The 18,756-nt window shown below is 70.4% G+C and carries 14 protein-coding genes; 3 read left to right on the forward strand and 11 right to left on the reverse strand.

The genetic code is table 11. The features are described from left to right. Positions 1-200 precede the first annotated feature (200 nt). The gene (locus AB0F03_RS23780; RefSeq protein ID WP_361995309.1) at positions 201-1,418 is read left to right on the forward strand and encodes an acetyl-CoA C-acyltransferase; all 1,218 of its coding nucleotides are present in this window, start codon (positions 201-203) and stop codon (positions 1,416-1,418) included. Further along, entirely contained in the window at positions 1,415-3,544 is a 2,130-nt protein-coding gene (locus AB0F03_RS23785; RefSeq protein ID WP_361995311.1) for a 3-hydroxyacyl-CoA dehydrogenase NAD-binding domain-containing protein, read from the forward strand. Before AB0F03_RS23780 ends, AB0F03_RS23785 begins: the two co-directional genes overlap by 4 nt. A gap of 99 nt (positions 3,545-3,643) precedes the next feature. Here the strand turns inward: AB0F03_RS23785 and AB0F03_RS23790 are convergent, their stop codons facing one another. Then, positions 3,644-4,660, reverse strand: a complete 1,017-nt coding sequence (locus AB0F03_RS23790; RefSeq protein ID WP_361995312.1) for a hypothetical protein — start codon at positions 4,658-4,660, stop codon at positions 3,644-3,646. Positions 4,661-4,732: 72 nt separating this feature from the next. Here AB0F03_RS23790 and AB0F03_RS23795 point away from each other — a divergent pair, with 72 nt between their 5' ends. Then, positions 4,733-5,125 (forward strand): NTP pyrophosphohydrolase, encoded by a 393-nt coding sequence (locus tag AB0F03_RS23795; protein WP_361995314.1) that lies wholly within the window; start codon positions 4,733-4,735, stop codon positions 5,123-5,125. On the opposite strand, the gene AB0F03_RS23800 is transcribed toward AB0F03_RS23795, so the two are convergent. From AB0F03_RS23800 to ngcE, 10 genes are all read right to left on the reverse strand, one after another. Continuing rightward, the gene (locus AB0F03_RS23800; RefSeq protein ID WP_361995316.1) at positions 5,046-6,584 is read right to left on the reverse strand and encodes a glycosyltransferase family 39 protein; all 1,539 of its coding nucleotides are present in this window, start codon (positions 6,582-6,584) and stop codon (positions 5,046-5,048) included. The two genes, AB0F03_RS23795 and AB0F03_RS23800, sit on opposite strands and share 80 nt — an antisense overlap. A 72-nt stretch (positions 6,585-6,656) precedes the next feature. Further along, complete coding sequence (locus tag AB0F03_RS23805) at positions 6,657-8,183, reverse strand: amino acid permease (protein ID WP_361995318.1); 1,527 nt, start codon at positions 8,181-8,183, stop codon at positions 6,657-6,659. A 142-nt stretch (positions 8,184-8,325) separates the two neighbouring features. Next, entirely contained in the window at positions 8,326-10,254 is a 1,929-nt protein-coding gene (gene dxs / locus AB0F03_RS23810) for a 1-deoxy-D-xylulose-5-phosphate synthase (protein WP_361995320.1), read from the reverse strand. Positions 10,255-10,395: 141 nt separating this feature from the next. After that, positions 10,396-11,688 (reverse strand): sugar ABC transporter permease, encoded by a 1,293-nt coding sequence (locus AB0F03_RS23815; protein ID WP_361995322.1) that lies wholly within the window; start codon positions 11,686-11,688, stop codon positions 10,396-10,398. Further along, a complete protein-coding gene (locus AB0F03_RS23820) occupies positions 11,685-12,473 on the reverse strand; it encodes an ATP-binding cassette domain-containing protein (RefSeq protein WP_030338755.1) in 789 nt (262 codons plus the stop codon). Before AB0F03_RS23820 ends, AB0F03_RS23815 begins: the two co-directional genes overlap by 4 nt. Before the next feature lie 181 nt (positions 12,474-12,654). Next, the gene (locus AB0F03_RS23825) at positions 12,655-13,758 is read right to left on the reverse strand and encodes a substrate-binding domain-containing protein (RefSeq protein ID WP_361995405.1); all 1,104 of its coding nucleotides are present in this window, start codon (positions 13,756-13,758) and stop codon (positions 12,655-12,657) included. Positions 13,759-13,891: 133 nt separating this feature from the next. After that, the gene (locus tag AB0F03_RS23830; RefSeq protein ID WP_361995324.1) at positions 13,892-15,091 is read right to left on the reverse strand and encodes an ROK family transcriptional regulator; all 1,200 of its coding nucleotides are present in this window, start codon (positions 15,089-15,091) and stop codon (positions 13,892-13,894) included. Between the two features lie 186 nt (positions 15,092-15,277). Further along, positions 15,278-16,201: a carbohydrate ABC transporter permease gene (locus tag AB0F03_RS23835; RefSeq protein ID WP_361995326.1), complete on the reverse strand. Its 924-nt coding sequence runs from the start codon at positions 16,199-16,201 to the stop codon at positions 15,278-15,280. A gap of 15 nt (positions 16,202-16,216) precedes the next feature. Next, a complete protein-coding gene (locus AB0F03_RS23840; RefSeq protein ID WP_361995328.1) occupies positions 16,217-17,152 on the reverse strand; it encodes a sugar ABC transporter permease in 936 nt (311 codons plus the stop codon). 120 nt (positions 17,153-17,272) lie between these two features. Then, complete coding sequence (gene ngcE / locus AB0F03_RS23845; protein ID WP_361995330.1) at positions 17,273-18,721, reverse strand: N-acetylglucosamine/diacetylchitobiose ABC transporter substrate-binding protein; 1,449 nt, start codon at positions 18,719-18,721, stop codon at positions 17,273-17,275. Positions 18,722-18,756: the final 35 nt, after the last annotated feature.

The following is an 18,756-nucleotide window of genomic DNA, read 5'->3' on the forward strand; positions in this document are numbered from 1 at the left end:
CGCGAGAAGCCGCGGCGAACGACGAGATCGCGCCAAGATCCTGGGGCCGTGCGGCGCTGCCGGGCCGGCCGGCGGGTGTGACGTTCACCGCTTGGACCGGCAGGACTGTGCAGCTACGTTACTCATAAGTAGCATGGGTTCTGAGCGCGCGCTCAGCGCATCGCAGCAGTGCCATCCCGCACCCTGGAGGAGAGCCAATCGTGCCTCGTACCGTCAGGGATGTCGTCTTCGTCGACGGCGTCCGCACCCCGTTCGGCAAGGCGGGCCCGAAGGGCATCTACCACGAGACCCGGGCCGACGACCTCGTCGTGAAGGCGATCCGGGAGCTGCTGCGCCGCAACCCCGGTCTGGACCCGAAGAAGATCGACGAGGTCGCCATCGCCGCGACCACGCAGATCGGTGACCAGGGCCTGACCCTCGGCCGCACCGCCGGCATCCTCGCGGGCCTGCCGCAGTCCGTCCCCGGTTACTCGATCGACCGCATGTGCGCCGGCGCCCTGACGGCCGTGACCACCACCGCCGGTTCGATCGCCTTCGGCGCCTACGACGCCGTCATCGCCGGTGGCGTCGAGCACATGGGCCGCCACCCGATGGGCGAGGGCGTGGACCCGAACCCGCGGTTCGTCTCCGAGAAGCTGGTCGACGAGTCGGCCCTGTTCATGGGCATGACCGCGGAGAACCTGCACGACCGCTACCCGCACATCACCAAGCTGCGCACCGACGAGTACGCGGTGCGCTCGCAGGAGAAGGCCGCCAAGGCGTACGCCAACGGCAAGATCCAGCAGGACCTGGTGCCGATCTCGGTGCGCCGGACCAGCCCCGAGGGCGGCGAGACGGGCTGGGGCCTGGTCACCGCCGACGAGCCGATGCGCCCGGGCACCACGCTGGAGAACCTGGCGGGCCTGAAGACGCCGTTCCGTGTGCACGGCCGGGTCACCGCCGGTAACGCGGCCGGTCTGAACGACGGCGCCACCGCGTCGATCATCGCGAGCGAGGACTTCGCCCGCGAGAACAACCTGCCGGTGAAGATGCGCCTCGTCTCGTACGCCTTCGCGGGCGTCGAGCCGGAGGTCATGGGCTACGGCCCGATCCCGGCCACGGAGAAGGCCCTCGCCAAGGCGAGCCTGTCCATCTCCGACATCGGCCTGTTCGAGATCAACGAGGCCTTCGCCATCCAGGTCCTGGCCTTCCTCGACCACTACGGCATCGCTGACGACGACGAGCGCGTCAACCAGTACGGCGGCGCCATCGCCTACGGCCACCCGCTGGCCTCCTCCGGCGTCCGTCTGATGACGCAGCTGGCCCGCCAGTTCGAGGAGCAGCCGCACGTCCGCTACGGCCTGACCACCATGTGCGTCGGCTTCGGCATGGGCGCGACGGTCGTCTGGGAGAACCCGCACTTCGAGGGGGACAAGTGAGCACCACCACCGAGCTTCTGAAGCAGGCTTCGGAGCTGTTTCCCGACGAGGTCGTCACCAGTGCGCACGTGCGCCACTTCGACCTGCCGTTCGGCGCCGGCCGCTTCGCGCTGATCACGCTGGACAACGGCCTGGACCACACCAAGCCGACCACCTTCGGGCCCGCCTCCCTCGCGAACCTCGACACCGCGATCGACCAGGTGGAGAAGGAGGCCGCCGACGGCGAGATCGTCGGTGCCGGCATCACCGGCAAGCCGTTCATCTTCGCGGTCGGCGCCGACCTCAAGGGCGTCGAGCTGCTGAAGGAGCACGAGCACGCGCTCGCCATCGGCAAGGGCGGCCACGAGGTGTTCAAGCGCCTGTCGAAGCTGGCCGTCCCGACGTTCGCCTACTACAACGGCGCGGCGATGGGCGGTGGTGTCGAGGTCGGCCTGCACTGCACCTACCGCACCGTCTCCAAGGCGATCCCGGCGTTCTCCCTGCCCGAGGTCTTCCTCGGCCTGGTCCCCGGCTGGGGCGGCTGCACGCTGCTGCCCAACCTGATCGGCGCCGACAAGGCCGTCTCGGTCGTCATCGAGAACTCGCTCAACCAGAACAAGCAGCTCAAGGGCGCGCAGGTCTTCGAACTGGGCATCGCCGACGCCCTGTTCGAGGGCGCCGACTTCCTGGAGCAGTCGCTGCTGTGGACCGCCCAGGTCCTCAAGGGCGACGTCACGGTCGAGCGCCCGGCGATCGACCGCGGCGAGGCCTGGGACCAGGCGGTCGCGCGCGGCCGGTTCATCGCCGACTCCAAGGTGCACGGCGCGGCCCCGGCCGCCTACCGCGCCCTGGACATCATCGCCGCCGCGAAGAACGGCGATCTCCAGCAGGGGTACGACGCCGAGGACCAGGCCCTCGCCGACCTGATCATGGGCGGTGAACTCCGCTCCGGCATCTACGCGTTCAACCTCGTGCAGAAGCGCGGCAAGCGTCCCGCCGGCGCCCCGGACAAGAGCCTCGCGCGGCCGGTCACCAAGGTCGGTGTCGTCGGCGCCGGTCTGATGGCCTCCCAGCTCGCCCTGCTGTTCCTGCGCCGCCTGGAGGTGCCGGTCGTCCTGACCGACATCGACCAGGAGCGCGTCGACAAGGGTGTGGGCTACGTCCACGCCGAGATCGACAAGCTGCTCGGCAAGGGCCGCGTCAACCAGGACAAGGCCAACCGCCTCAAGGGCCTGGTCACCGGTGTGCTGGACAAGGCCGAGGGCTTCGCGGACGCGGACTTCGTCATCGAGGCCGTGTTCGAGGAGATCGGGGTCAAGCAGCAGGTGTTCGCGGAGGTCGAGGCGGTCGCCCCGGCGCACGCGATCCTCGCCACCAACACCTCGTCCCTGTCGGTGACGGAGATGGCGTCGAAGCTCAAGAACCCCGAGCGGGTCGTGGGCTTCCACTTCTTCAACCCGGTCGCGGTCCTGCCGCTGCTGGAGATCGTCCGCGGCGAGCAGACGGACGACGCCTCGCTGGCGACCGCCTTCGCGGTGGCCAAGAAGCTGAAGAAGACCGCGGTGCTGGTCAAGGACGCCCCGGCGTTCGTCGTGAACCGCATCCTGACCCGCTTCATGGGCGAGATCCAGAACGTCATCGACGAGGGCACCCCGGTCGAGGTCGCCGAGAAGGCCGTCGAGCCGCTCGGTCTGCCGATGTCCCCGCTGGTGCTGCTGGAGCTGGTCGGCCCCGCGATCGGCCTGCACGTCTCGGAGACCCTCAACCGGGCCTTCCCGGACCGCTTCACCGTCTCCCCGAACCTGAAGGCGGTCGTCGAGGCCGGCAAGCGCGGGTTCTACGTCTACGACAGCGGCAAGCCGGAGCTGGACCCCGAGGTCGCCGCGCTGCTGAAGCAGGGCGACACCGTCCTCACCGAGGAGCAGGTGCGGGCCCGGGTGCTGGACGCGGTGGCGCAGGAGATCGGGCTCATGCTCGACGAGGGCGTCGTCGCCGAGGCCCAGGACATCGACCTGTGCCTGATCACCGGCGCCGGCTGGCCCTTCCACCTGGGCGGCGTCACGCCGTACCTGGACCGTGAGGGTGTCTCGGAGCGCGTGAACGGCAAGAAGTTCCTGGCGCCGGGCGTGGCGAGCGTGCCCGCGTAACGCCTGTCCGGTCGGACACCGGGTGCCCGCGCTCCTCCGGGAGTGCGGGCACCCGGCGTTTTCCCGGCCGTTGCCCGCCGGTCGGCGCGCCGGGCGGGATCACGTCTCCTGCCATGCGTCCAGCGCGAGCCCCGGCTCGTCCTTGCGCCGGGTCAGCAGGAGCCGTCCGGTCGACGGGGACCACGTCGCCGCCACCACCCGGTCCTCCTCGTCCGTCGCGAGGCACACCAGCGCGTCCAGCGGGAGCTGCGGGCCCGATTCGGTCCACCAGGCGCCCGCCGGCTCCACCTCGGTCGGGTACGCGGCGAAGGCGACGCGTCCGCTCGCCGACCGCTGGGCCAGCAGGGTGCAGTCGTAGCCGTCCAGCGCGCAGCGGACCGCCGTGACCGGGCCGGGGCCCGCCGCCGGCAGCAGGGTGGCCGGCTCGTCGCCGGGGCGCCAGGCGCACAGGTCGCCGGAGGTGTCGGTGTAGAAGACGGTCGTCCGGTCGGGTGAGGTGGCGAGGGCGCGCAGGGTGCCCGGTCGGACCGGGGTCCCCAGGGTCTCCTGGAGCACGGGCTGGGCGCCCGGCTCCTCCTGGCGCCAGTGCAACAGGCCCTGCGGCGCCGCCGCGTACAGCTCGACCCTGCCCGACTCCCCCGTGACCGCGGCCAGTCCGTCGGTCACCTCGTCGCCCTTCAGGTCCCGCCAGGGTTCCCAGCCGCCCTTCTCCTTCTGCGCGAGCAGGCTGACCCCGCCGGCGCCGTCGGGCACGAAGAGATGGGCGCGGCCCTGGGCGTCGACGGCGACCGCGGGGGTGCCGGTCCGGCCGCCCTTCTTGTGCGGGTGGCCGACCGGGTTCCAGTCCAGGGCGGCCAGGTGCGGGCGGAAGTGCGTGGAGTGCACGAGCCCGGACTCGCCCTTGACGGTGGGCCGCCAGGAGACCAGGTGGGCGTAGCCGTCGGCGCCCTGGCCGACCGCGAGGACGGGGTGCAGCCGCTGGTCGCCGCCCACCCGGCGCGGGGCGGACCAGGGGCCGCCGGGGCCGCGCTCCGCCCGGCACAGGACGGCGTCGCCCGACTGCTGGTAGACACTGAGCCGGCCGTCTCGGCCGCGGAGGAGCCAGTCGCCGTTCACCGGTTCACTTTAAGCCGCTCGGCAGCGGCCCCGGGGCCCGGCCCCCGCCCGCCGCCGTGACACCCTGGCCGTATGACCGAGCCCCTGGACGCCCCGCCTCCCCCGGCCCCGCTGCTGGTGATCGTGGACGGCGCGAACGTCGTCGGTTCGCGCCCCGACGGCTGGTGGCGGGACCGTGAGGGGGCGGCCGAGCGGCTGCGGGACCGGCTGGCGGACCAGGGCCTGCCCGGGCGTACGGAACCGGTGGAGATCGTGCTCGTGGTCGAGGGCGCGGCCCGCGGGGTGACGTCGGTGCCGGGCGTGCGGGTGGAGGCGGCGCCGGGCAGCGGCGACGACCGGATCGTGGAGCTGGTCGCGGCGAGCGCCGGCCGGGCCCGCCTGGTGATCACCGCCGACCGTGAGCTGCGGCGCCGGGTGGCGGAGCTGGGCGCGGAGGTGGCCGGTCCGCGTACGGTCCCGGGCTGAGCCGCGCCCGCGGTGCCCCCGGCACCGGGGCGTACAGCAGCGCGCCGTCCACCCGGCCCGCCCGCGTGTACCCCGCGGCCAGCAGCCGGCGCAGGGTGGGGACGCGGTCGGGGGCGTACGGCCCGCCCCGGGAGTCGTCCACGACCAGCGCCGGGGCGTGCGCGGCCAGTTCCCGGCGGAAGACCGGCCAGGTGCCGGCGACGGCGTACTCCTCGCCGACCCGGAGGCCGTCGCGGCCACCGCTGTAGTTCGTGAGCAGACCCGCGGTGAGGTAACGGGTGGCGGGGGTGCGGCCGGCCAGCCAGTACGTCTCCGGATGTATGCCCCACACGAGGACCCGGTCGGCGGGCCCGGTGCGGTGGGCGAGGGCCGCCGCGAGCCGTTCGGCGTGCCGGAGTTCGGGGCGCGGGGCGAGCAGACCCCAGGCGACGAAGAGGGCGCAGCAGCAGGCGGAGATCCGGACGGCGGCCCGGTGCCGGTCCCGGGGCGGGGCCTGGAGCGCGGCGGTCGCCAGGAGGGCCAGCGGCGGGGTGAGTTGGAGGTAGTAGTGGCCGAAGAAGTGGAAGCCGAGGGTGACGGCGGCGGCCGAGGAGGCCAGCCACAGCCACAGCTCGGGCGCCGGGGAGCGGGCGGTGCGCACGGCCCGTACGACGGGCGGGAGCAGGCCCGCCGACGCCCCGGCCAGGAGCGCGGTGTTGGCCGACGCGCGGGCCAGGACATGGAGTCCGGAGCCGGTGAGGGAGGCGTAGGCGGCGGAACCGGTCACCGTCCAGAACAGGAAGCCGGCCGGGCCGGTGAGCAGGGCCGCGGCGGTCACCGGCACGGCGCAGCCGGCCGCGAGCCGTGCCACGTCCGCGCGCGGGGCGCCCCGGCTGTGCAGCAGCCAGGCCACCGGCAGCAGGACCGCTCCCCCGGTCTGCTTGGTCAGGAACGCGGCGGCGACGGCGGCGCCGGCCGCGCCCCAGCGCCCCCGGTCGGCGCACCACAGGGCCGCGGCGGTGGCGGGCAGCATGAACACCTCGAAGGTGGCGGCCTGCGCGTCCTCGGGGTTGAGGCCGACGGATACCAGCAGGTACAGCACTCCGGCGGTGCGGCCCGCGCGGTCGCCCCAGCGGCGGCGGGCGAGGGAGGCCAGAGCCACGGCGGTGAGCAGCTGGGCGAGGACGGCGAGCACCCGCAGCGGGGTCAGGGAGCCGGATCCGCAGACCGCGAACGCGGCCTGGTACAGCCAGGGCAGCAGCGGCGGTTTGCGGTCCACCACCGTGTCGTACAGCCGGCCGCCCTGGAGCAGCAGCCCGGCCTGTACGGCGAGATAACCCTCGTCGGGGTTCCACAGCGGCCGGACGAAGGACGGGATCCGGGTGGCGCAGGCCAGGGCCGCCAGGAGGGGCAGCAGCCGCGGCCAGTACGCCGTCCGGGTGGCCGCGGTCCGTACGGGGGCGAGCGGGGCGGCGAGCATGGTCAGCACGCTATCCGGCCCCGCGGTCCGCACCGCGGCGGACATACGGGGCCGGTGCCGGAACGCGTCCGGTTACGCGGTGTCCCCGCTCGGCGGCGGTGCGGCCCGGCCGGCCGTGGCGCTCTCCCGCCGGCCGAGGCGGCTGTGCGAGCGGCCGTAGAGGAAGTAGACGACGAAGCCGAGGACCATCCAGATCGCGAAGCGCAGCCATGTCTCGGCGGGCAGGTTCAGCATCAGCCACAGCGAGGCGCACACCGACAGGATCGGGACGAACGGGACCCACGGGGTGCGGAACGCGCGGGGCAGGTCGGGGCGGGTCCGGCGCAGGAGGACGACGCTGATCGCGACGACGATGAACGCGAACAGCGTGCCGATGTTGACCAGTTCGCCGAGGGTTTGCAGGCTGGTGAAGCCCGCGACCACCGCGATGATGACGCCGAGCAGGATCGTCGGCCGGTACGGGGTGCGGAAGCGCGGGTGGGTGCGCGAGAAGAACCGCGGCAGCAGCCCGTCGCGGCTCATCGCGAAGAACACCCGGGTCTGGCCGAGCAGCAGGATCATGCAGACGGTGATGAGGCCGATGGTGGCGCCGAAGCTGATCACGCCCGCGTACCAGGGGTGTCCCGTGGCTTTGAAGGCCTCCGCGAGCGGGGCCTCCACGGACAGCTTCGTGTACTTCTCCATGCCGGTGACGACGATCGACACCGCGACGTAGAGCAGCGTGCAGATGACGAGGGAGCCGATGATGCCGCGGGGCATGTCGCGCTGCGGGTTGCGGGTCTCCTCGGCGGCCGTGGCCACCACGTCGAAGCCGATGAAGGCGAAGAACACAATCGAGGCCCCGGTGAAGATGCCCATCACACCGAAGTTGGACGGTGCCCAGCCGAACATCAGCTGGATCAGCGGGGCCTTGAGGTTGCTGCCGGCCGCCGCGGGCTGCGCCGGGGGGATGTACGGGTGGTAGTTGGCCGTGTTGACGATGAACGAGCCCGCGATGATGACGATGAGCACGACGGTCACCTTGACCGCCACGACCACCTGGGTGACGCGCGCGGACAGTTTCATGCCGACGACGAGCACGGCCGTGAGGACCAGCACCAGCAGGGCGGCGAAGATGTCGAACCCGAAGCCGTGGGCGCCGTCGCGTCCGCCGAATGCGGCGGGGACGTGCCAGCCGATGTTGGTGCCGAGGAACGACCGGAAGTAGCCCGACCAGCCGACGGCGACCACCGCCGTGCCCAGCGCGAACTCCAGGACCAGGTCCCAGCCGATGATCCAGGCGGGCAGCTCGCCGATCGAGGCGTACGAGAAGGTGTACGCGGACCCGGCCACCGGGACGCTTGAGGCGAACTCGGCGTAGCACAGGGCGGCGAGGGCGCAGGCGACGCCCGCGGCGACGAAGGACAGGGAGATCGCGGGGCCCGCGGTCGTCTTGGCGACCGACCCGGTGTAGACGAAGATGCCGGTGCCGATGATCACGCCGACACCGAACACGGTCAGGTCCAGCGCGGACAGGGACTTCTTGAGCGCGTGCTCCGGCTCCTCGGTGTCGAGGATGGACTGCTCGACCTTCTTCGTCCGGAAGAGGGTACTGCTCACGGGCGTACCTCCCACGCGCTTGTCGTCCTCGACATGATTCGAGAGGGCTGGGGACGCGTATGCCCCGGCACAGGCAGGTTCACGCAAAAACGCCGGCTCCGCCACCCGGAGTGGCGGAGCCGGCGCCCGTGAGCGTGCGGTTTCAGTCGCGCGCGGGCTCCACGGAGTCCACCGCGTCGGACGCGCGGTCGAACCGGCCGTCGAGCTTGGAGACCAGCCCGGTGACCTGGCGGGCGATGTCGGGCGCGGTCAGCCCGATCTCGGTGAGCACCTCGGCGCGGGAGGCGTGGTCGAGGAAGCGCGGCGGGATGCCGAAGTCGCGCAGCGGCACGTCCACGCCCGCGTCGCGCAGCGCCTGGGCGATCGTGGAGCCGACACCGCCGACGCGGCTGTTGTCCTCGACGGTGACGACGACCCGGTGCCGCTCGGCGAGCGGGGCCATGGCCTCGTCGACGGGCTTGACCCAGCGCGGGTCGACCACGGTGGTGGAGATCCCCTGCCGGTCCAGCAGGGCGGCGATCTCCAGGCACATCGGGGCGAGGGCGCCCACGGAGACCAGCAGCACGTCCGGGCTGTCGGTGCCGGGCTCGCGGAGCACGTCCATGCCGCCGACCCGGCCCACGGCCGGTACGGCGGGGCCGACGGCGCCCTTGGAGAAGCGCACCACGGTCGGCGCGTCCTCGACGGCGACGGCCTCGCGCAGCTGGGCGCGGACCTGGTCGGCGTCGCGCGGCGCGGCGAGCCGCAGCCCCGGCACGACCTGGAGGAGGGACATGTCCCACATGCCGTTGTGCGAGGCGCCGTCGGTGCCCGTGACACCGGCCCGGTCGAGCACGAAGGTCACCCCGCACCGGTGCAGGGCGACGTCCATGAGGACCTGGTCGAAGGCGCGGTTGAGGAAGGTGGCGTACACCGCGAAGACGGGGTGCAGGCCGCCGTGCGCGAGGCCCGCCGCGGAGACGGCGCCGTGCTGCTCGGCGATCCCGACGTCGTACACCCGCTCGGGGAAGCGCTTGGCGAACTTGTCCAGGCCGACGGGCTGGAGCATGGCCGCGGTGATCGCGACGATGTCCTCGCGCTCCTCGCCGAGCCGCACCATCTCCTCGCCGAACACGGAGGTCCAGTCGGCGCCGGAGGAGGCGATCGGCAGCCCGGTGTCGGGGTGGATCTTGCCGACGGCGTGGAAGCGGTCGGCCTCGTCCTGGAGGGCGGGCTGGTAGCCGCGGCCCTTCTCGGTCAGGCAGTGCACGATCACCGGGCCGCCGAACCGCTTGGCCCGGGCCAGCGCCGACTCCAGGGCCTCGATGTCGTGCCCGTCGATCGGGCCGACGTACTTCAGTCCCAGGTCCTCGAACATGCCCTGCGGGGCGATGAAGTCCTTGAGCCCCTTCTTGGCGCCGTGCAGCGTCTCGTACAGCGGCCGTCCGACGACCGGGGTGCGGTCGAGGATGTCCTTCGTCCGGGCCAGGAAGCGCTCGTAGCCCTCGGTGGTGCGCAGCGTCGCCAGATGGTTGGCGAGCCCGCCGATGGTCGGGGCGTAGGAGCGCTCGTTGTCGTTGACGACGATGACGAGCGGGCGGTCCTTGGCCTCGGCGATGTTGTTCAGCGCCTCCCAGGCCATGCCGCCGGTCAGCGCGCCGTCACCGATGACGGCGACGACGTGGCTGTCCCGCTCGCGCAGCTGGTTGGCCTTGGCGATGCCGTCGGCCCAGCCGAGGACCGTGGAGGCGTGGCTGTTCTCGATGACGTCGTGCTCGGACTCCGCCTGCGAGGGGTAGCCGGACAGGCCGCCCTTCATCTTCAGCCGGGAGAAGTCCTGCCGGCCGGTGAGCAGCTTGTGCACGTAGGACTGGTGGCCGGTGTCCCACAGCACCTTGTCCTTCGGCGATTCGAAGACCCGGTGCAGGGCGATGGTCAGCTCCACCACACCGAGGTTCGGGCCGAGGTGGCCGCCGGTCTTGGAAACCGCGTCGACGAGGAAGGTCCGGATCTCCCCTGCCAGCTGATCCAGCTCCTCCAGGCTGAGCCGGTCCAGATCGCGCGGTCCCGTGATACGGGTCAGCAGCGGCACCCGTGCCTCCTTGCAGTAGAGCTGATCGAGCTTTGCCGGGCTTGACGAGTCTAATGTTCCGGCTTCGCGGGTGGTGCCCGGGTGCAAGACACGGGAGTGCCCGGCGCCGCGAGGGCGCCGGGCACGGGGACCGTCCGGGTGTTACGCCCGCCCGGCCGACTTCTGGGTCTTGCGGGTCACCGCGTCGATGACGACGGTGGCCAGCAGGACGCCGCCGGTGATCATGTACTGGACCGGGGAGGCGATGCCCTGGAGGGCGAGGCCGTACTGGATCGAGACGATCACCAGCACGCCGAGGAGCGCGTTCCAGGTCCGGCCCCGGCCGCCGAACAGGGACGTGCCGCCGATCACGGCCGCCGCGATCGCGTTCATCAGCAGGTCACCGCCACCGGCACCCTGGTTGGCCGAGGTGATCTTGGAGGCGATGAACAGACCGCCGATGGCGGCGAAGGTGCCGGAGATCGCGTAGACCGAGATCCGGACCGCCGCCACGTTGATGCCGGCCCGGCGGGACGCCTCGATGCTGCCGCCGAGCGCGAAGATCTTGCGGCCGTACGCCGTGCGGCGCAGCACGAAGTCGGTGATCACCAGGACCGCCAGGAACAGCACCACGGCCAGCGGCAGGCCCTTGTACTGGTTGAAGACGGCGGCGGCGGCGAAGGCCACGACGGCGAGGAGCACCGTGCGGACGATGATCTCGCTCAGCGGACGGGACGGCACACCCGCGGCCTCACGGCGGCGGTTGTCGAAGAACGCGGTGAGGAAGAACACGACGACGGCGACGACGGCGAGGCCGTAGGCGGCCGCCACGTCGCTGAAGTAGTAGCCGCTCAGCTTGGCGACCAGACCGCTGTCGTCCAGGTTGATCGTGCCGTTGCTGCCGAGGATCTGGAGCATGAAGCCGTTCCAGAACAGCAGGCCGGCCAGGGTGACGGCGAAGGCCGGGACACCGACCCGGGCGAAGAAGAAGCCGTGGATCGCGCCGGCGACCGCGCCGGTGAGGATGGCGAGGATCAGCGCCAGCCACTCGGCCATGCCGTGCGTGATGTTGAGGACGGCGAAGGTGGCGCCCGCGACACCGCTGACCGAACCGACCGACAGGTCGATCTCGCCGAGCAGCAGGACGAAGACGATGCCGACGGCGATCATGCCCGTGCCGACCATGGCCACGGAGATGTCGGACAGGTTGCCCGCGGTGAGGAAGTTGGAGTTCAGGCTGGCGAAGATCGCCCAGATCACGATCAGGCCGACGACGACCGGGATCGAGCCGAGGTCACCGGCGCGGATCTTGCGCTTGAACTCGCCGACGTAGCCCGCGAAGCCCTGCTCGCGCACGAGCAGCCGGGGGTCGACGGCCACGTCGGAACCGGCGGCGGCCTCCGGATTCTCCACGGTGGGAGAGCCGGCAGGGGCGGAGGTCTTGTCGATGCTCACTTCTGAGCCTCCCCGTTGCGCGCCGCACGGCGGGTCACGGCGTTGTCCGTGGCACCGGTGATGGCGGAGATGATCTCTTCCTGCGAGGTGGACTTGACCTCGAACACGCCGTTGTTGCGCCCCAGGCGCAGCACGGCGACCTTGTCCGCCACGGCCTTCACATCGGCCATGTTGTGGCTGATGAGGATCACGGCGTGGCCACGCTCGCGCAGCCGCTCCACGAGGTCGAGGACCTGCGCGGTCTGCTCGACACCGAGGGCCGCGGTGGGCTCGTCGAGGATGACCAGCTTGGGCTCGCCGAGCATGGAGCGGGCGATCGCCACGGTCTGGCGCTGACCGCCGGAGAGCGAGGCGATCGGGATGCGCACGCTGGGGATGCGGATCGACAGCGTGGTGAGCAGCTCACGGGAGCGGCGCTCCATCTCCACCTCGTCCAGGACGCCGCGCTTGCGCAGCTCCCGGCCCAGGTAGAGGTTGCCGACGACGTCGATGTTGTCGCACAGCGCGAGGTCCTGGTAGACGGTCGCGATGCCCAGGTTCTGGGCGTCGTGCGGCTTGCTGATCTGTACGGCCTTGCCGTCCCACTCGATGACGCCCTCATCGATGGGATGCACGCCGGCGATCGTCTTGACCAGCGTGGACTTTCCGGCGCCGTTGTCGCCCACCAGGGCGACCACTTCACCGGCGTGGACCTCAAGCTCGACGTCGGTGAGCGCCTGGACGGCACCGAACCGCTTGGAGACCCCGCGCAACGCCAGCACGGGCGTAGCGGACACGTGAACCATCTCCTTCGCCGCCTGACCCGGCGGGAGGTTGTGCAGAAGTGTGGAAAGGGGGGTCCGTCCGGCGCCCCGCCCTAGCTTTGCGGGGCTGGTGGATGCGGGGCGCCGGAGGGGTTTGTCACCGCGCGCGTCCGCCGGGGGATTCCTCCGGGGACCTCGCGCGGGGTAAGCGTCGTGCGGCTGCTTACTTCAGACCGATCTTGTCGCAGGCCGACTTGTACTTGTCGGTGCAGATGTCGCTGATCGTGTAGAAGCCGTCCTTGATGACGGTCTCCTTGATGTTGTCCTTGGTCAGCGAGATGACCGGGACGATGACCGAGGGGACCTGCTTCGTGGTCGGGCTGTCGACCTTGCTCGTGGCGATGGAGTCGAGCTTCTCGCCCTTGCCGAGCGCGACGGCCATCTTAGCGGCCACGGCGGCCTCCTGCGGGTAGGACTTGTACACGCTCATGTACTGGTCGCCCGTCACGATGCGCTGCACACCGGCGAGCTCGGCGTCCTGGCCGGTCACCGGGACGTTGATGCCCGCGGCCTTGAGCGCGGTGATGATACCGCCGGCCATGCCGTCGTTGGCGGAGTAGACGCCCACGATGTTCTTCTTGCCGAGGGCGGAGATGGCGCCCTCCATGTTGGCGTTGGCGTTCTCCGGCTTCCACTCCTTGGTGTCGTACGACTTGGCGATGTCGACCTTGCCCTTGAGCTCCGCCAGCGCGCCCTTCTTGAAGAAGGCGGCGTTCGGGTCGGTGATCGCGCCGTTCATCATGACGATCTTGGCGGAGGGCTTGGCCTTGGCGCCCAGCGCCTTCAGCAGGGCCTTGCCCTGGGTGTGGCCGACCGCTTCGTTGTCGAAGGAGGTGTAGGCGTCGATCGGGCCCTCGGCCAGGCGGTCGTAGGCGACGACCGGGATGCCGGCGTCCTTGGCCTTCTTGACCGAGCTGGCGATGGCCTTGGAGTCCACCGCGTCCACGATCAGCACGTCGACCTTGTTGGTCACCATCGTGTCGACCTGCTGGTTCTGCGTCGTGGCGTCCTGCTTGGCGTTCGCGTAGACGACCTTGCCCTTGCCGTTCGTCAGGTCCTTGACCTGCTTCTCGATGATGGGCTTGTCGAACTTCTCGTACCGCGCGGTCTGGTTCTCCGGAAGGAGCAGGCCCACCGTGATGGCGTCGCCCTTCTTCTTCCCGGAGCTGGCGTGGTCGCTGCCACCCTTGGATTCCTTGGCACTGCCACAGGCGGCCAACGAGACGGCCATGGCACCGGCGGCGACGGCAACGGCGGCACGACGCATACGTGCGTTCACTTGAGAAACCTCCCTGACGAGGCCGCGTCGTTGCGGCCGAGGTGGCTGGAAGTCAACTCGGCCACACGTGCGACGTCAAGAAGTAAATCCTTAACGAGATGGCAACGGTGCCATCCGTTCTCTAAGTGAAGGCAGGGGTCGCCACGGGGAGCGCCCCCTCCAAAAGGGTCGAATCGCCCATCTCGCTGAGGGCGAGGGCGAGCGCCCCCAGCACCTCCGCGCGACCGCCAAGTGCCCCGGGACGCACGGACAGTTGGCGCGCCGCGCTGGGGATGGCGTAGCGGCCGACCGACTCCCTGATGGGCCCGAGGACCAGTTCACCGGCCTCGGCGAGATCACCGCCGAGGACCACCCGGCTCGGGTTGAGCAGGTTGCAGAGATTGGCCACTCCGCTGCCGATGTGGCGGCCGACGTCGGCGACCACCCGGCGGCAGCCCGGGTCACCGTCCCTGGCCAGCCGTACGACGCCCTCCATGGTCAGCTCGCTGCCGTGACTCGGCTGGAGCAGCGGGAGGACGTAGCGTGCCGCCGCGAAGGTCTCCAGGCAGCCGCGGTTGCCGCAGCGGCAGACCGGGCCGGACTCGTCGAGGGTGATGTGCCCGATCTCGCCGGCCGTACCGCCAGGGCCCCGGTAGATCTTCCCGTCGATCACCAGACCGGCGCCGACACCGCTCGCGACCTTGATGTACGCCAGGTCGCGCACGCCCTTGCCGCTGCCCCAGACCAGCTCGCCGAGGGCGCCGAGGTTGGCGTCGTTGTCCACGTGCACGGGCACGCCGAGCCGTTCGCGCAGCTCCTCGGCGGGTCTGGTGCCGCCCCAGCCCGGCAGGATCGCGGTGGACCCCAGCGTGCCGGACTCCACATCGATGGGACCCGGCACGCCGAGTCCCACGCCGGCCACCTTGGACCGGTCCACCCCGGTGGCCGCGATCAGCCGGCTGACCAGCTGTTCGGCCCGGTCGAAGCCCTGGTCGGCGGAGGCGTCGACGTCCAGCGGCTCGGCCTCCTCGGCCAGCACCTGGTGGGCGAGGTTCCCGATCGCGACGCGCAGATGGGTGTGCCCGAAGTCGACGCCGATCACGATGCCGGCGTCCCCGCTCAGGCTGACGCTGCGGGCCCGCCGCCCGCCCGCCGACGTGGGCGTGACCTCGACGGTTCCGCCGTCCTTCAGTTCCCGCACGATGTTGGAGACGGTCGCGGCCGACAGACCGGTCGTCCGCGCGATCTCCGCCTGCGTGAGGGACCCGGCCAGGCGCACGGCCCGGACGACCCGCTCCAGGTTGGCTCGGTGCAGTGATGACTGCGACCCTGGAGTCTCCACGACGACCTCCTGAGCGCGGGGCCGCTTCGGCGAGGCCCCGTGTATGTCCAACTAGTGAACTCTAAGCTGAGCCGTTCGGGGTGACTCCCGTCAAGAGGTTGAACCGTTTCCGGGTATCCGGACACCCGCGCGCGCACCGTCCCCGGAGCCGGGAGCGGCGTGCGCGCGGACGGTCGCGGCGTGCGGTTACTTGAGGGTCGCCGAGGTCAGCCCCGCCTGCACCTGGCGCTGGAAGGACAGGTAGACCACCAGCATCGGAATCATGGCAATGGTCACACCCGCGAACAGAACCGGCAGGTCGGCGGCGTATCCCTGCTGCTGGTTCAGCTGGATCAGGCCCTGGGTGAGGACGTAGCGTTCGGGGTCGGAACCGCTCTGCGGCTGCATGAGGACCGTGGGCAGGATGAACTGGTTCCACTGCCCCAGCGTGTTGAAGATCCCCACGCTGACCAGTCCCGGCTTGGCCATGGGCAGCATCACCTGGAAGAACGTCCGGGTGTGCGAGGCGCCGTCCAGCACGGCCGCCTCGAAGACCGCGGTGGGCAGGGTCCGGAAGAAGGCGTGCATGAAGAACACCGTGAACGGCATCGAGTAGGCGATGTAGACCAGGACCAGCCCCTGGTAGGTGTTCAGCATGTCCAGCCGTTTGACCATGAAGAACAGCGGGACCAGGGCCAGGAACACCGGGAACATCGCGCCGGCGACGAAGAAGTAGTACAGCAGCCGGTTGCCCGGGAACGGGTAGCGGGCCAGGACGTAGGCGGCCATCGACCCGAAGAGCATGGTCAGCGGCACGGAGAAGACCAGGACGATCACGGTGTTCAGGAAGTAGTCGCCGATGCCCTTGTCCCAGGCGCGGGCGAAGACGTCCAGGGACCAGTGCCGGGGCCAGCCGAAGGCCGAGCCGCCGATCTGGGTGTCGGTCTTGAAGGAGCTGAGCACCAGCCACAGCAGCGGCAGCACGATCAGCAGGGCCCACAGGGCGAGAAAGCCGTGGGAGAAGGCGTTCAGGACCACGCCCTCGCCGCGCCGGCCGCCGGCCCGCAGGGGGGTCCTGGCGACGGGCCGTCCGGCCGGCGCGGGGGCGGTTTCCTTGATGGGTGTGCTCATCGTCGTCTCTCCCGCTCAGAACTCGATGCGCTCGCGGCGGGTGGCGCGCAGCGTGACCACGGACAGGACCAGCGTGAGCAGCAGCATGACGACGCCCATGGCGCAGGCGTAACCGCTCTTGCCGTAGTAGAGGAAGTTGCGCATCATCACCGTCGACATCACGTCGCTGTGGTGGTCGGGGCCGCCGCCGTACGCGCCCATGTTCTGGGTCATGGCCGACACCAGGACGAACATGTCCATGGCGACGATGCCGAGGTAGACCCAGGCGGTCTGCACCGAGTCCCACAGCAGGGGCAGGGTGATGCGGAAGAAGGACTGGTTGCGGCTCGCTCCGTCGATCAGGGCGGCCTCGTAGATGTCCCGCGGGACGGACTGCATGGCGGCGGAGAACAGCACCAGGTAGAAGCCGACGCCGTGCCAGACCACGACCACCATCAGCGCCCAGAGCACCATGTTCGGCTCGTTGAGCCATTCCACGGGGTTGTCGGCGTCGACCAGCCCGGTCTTGATCAGCAGGCCGTTGAGCAGGCCGCCGCCGTCGCTGCGGTACACGGCGTTGAAGAGCACCGCGAGGATCGCCAGTGACAGCACCTGCGGGAAGAAGTAGAGGATCTTGTAGAACGTCGCTCCGGCGACTCCCCGCACCCCGCCGGCCCGGCTGCGCCCGCCCGCGTTCAGCATGAAGGCGAAGAACAGGGCGAGCAGAATCGTGATCACCGGGATGAAGACCAGGAAGAGGATGTTGTGCCAGACGGCCTCCAGGAAGATGTCGTCCTGGAACAGCGCCCGGTAATTGGCCAGACCGACGAAGCGGAAGGTCTGTGACTCCCCCCTCCAGTCGGTCAGTGAATAGCCGATCGTCTGGATGTACGGCCAGATCACGAAGATCAGATAAAGCGCCACGGGGACGAGGAGAAACCCCGTGACGAACCGGTACTGCCCTTTGCGCATACCTGCCCCTGACATTCGGGCCCGTACCGGCGCCCCGGGGGAGCCCGGGGAACTGCGCGACACGCCGCGACGGGCCGGCGTCCGCAGTCACCCCCGCGCCCCCGGGGCGGCCCGGCGGACCTAGTCCCGGTGGTTCTTCTTCGACGCGGGGTCCTTGGCCTGCTTGTCCACCGCGGCCTGACACCGCTTCAGCCACTCCTTCGGCTGGATGCGCCGGGCCATCAGCTCGTTGGACGCGGCCTCGATGGCGGTGCCCATCTCGCCGTACCACTCGGTGTACAGGTAGCGGAAGGTGTGGTCACCGGCCGCCTTGGACGCCTCGACCGTGGACTGGGTGCCCGGGCGCAGCCGCACGTCCGGGTCGACGCCGTCCTTGAGGATGGTGAGCGAGTTGGCCTGCTTGGCGAAGAGCGTCGACCACTCCTTGGAGAGCATGCGCCGCATGAACTCCTTGGCGGCCGGCAGGTTCCCGGCCTTCGACGGGATGACGAAGGGCTCGCCCGAGCCGGCCCGGATCGCCTCGAACGGCAGGGCGCTGCCGGACAGCAGCGGCATGGGCAGGAACTTCATGTCGAAGTCCGTCGGCGTCTGCTTGAGCTGCTCGTTCTCCAGCCAGGAGCCGCAGGTGATGAACGCGGCCTTGTACTGGTTCCAGCGGGTCTGCGACTCGGTGTGGGTCAGGCCGTTCGTGCCGGGCATCAGATAGCCCTTCTCGACGACCTCGTAGACGGCCTCGACGGCGGCCTGCGCGGCGTCGGAGCCGACGAACGCCTTGGGGTCCAGGTTGTCGATGGCCTTCATCGCGTCCAGACCGCCCTTCTTGGCGATCAGGTCCATGAGGGCGACGTTGATGTAGTACGGGTACTTGCCCTGGTGGGCGAGGCCGCCGATGCCCTGCGACTTCGCGTCCTTGCAGATGGCGAGGAAGTCGTCCCAGGTCTTCGGCGCCTGCCAGCCCTTCTCCTTGAAGAGCTTGCCGGAGTACCACAGGCCCCAGACCGTGTAGATGTAGTTCAGCGCGACGATCTTGCCCTCCTGCATGCCCGGGTCGAGCGTGCCGGGGATCAGGGTGTCGCGGACCTTGCGGGCCGGGTCGTCGAGCGAGGGCGCGTCCAGGACCTCGGCGAGGTCGAGGAGCTGGCCGTTCTTGTACAGGACATCGATGTTGATCTTCTGGGCGCCCGAATCGTCCACGATGTCCGGCGGGTTGCCCGCGTTGAAGCGCGGCTGGAGCTTGCCGGTGATCTCCTGGGTGCCGGTGTGGCTGGAGGTGACGCCGAGCTTCTTGGCGAAGTCGGCCTCCCACGCCTTGGCGTAGTCGTCGCCGTACCCGCCCTTGAAGACGACGACGTCGAGTTTGCTGCCCTTCTTGGCGCCGAAGGGGTTGTCCTTCGACGTCTTCCCCTTGGCCGTGCCGTCGCCGTCGCCTCCGCCACCGCCACCGCTGGCGCACGCGGACAGGAAGCTCATCGCCGGGACACTGACCAGGCCGAGTGCGGCGGACCGCTTGATCAGTGCGCGGCGGCCGACACCTGCGCGGCCGTGGTCCCCTTCGGAAGTGGATCCCATGCTCAAGTCCTCGCCTTCTCCAGGACTCAGGCGGT

The organism is Streptomyces sp. NPDC028722, from assembly GCF_040637655.1.
In the GTDB taxonomy this organism is placed as follows: domain Bacteria; phylum Actinomycetota; class Actinomycetes; order Streptomycetales; family Streptomycetaceae; genus Streptomyces.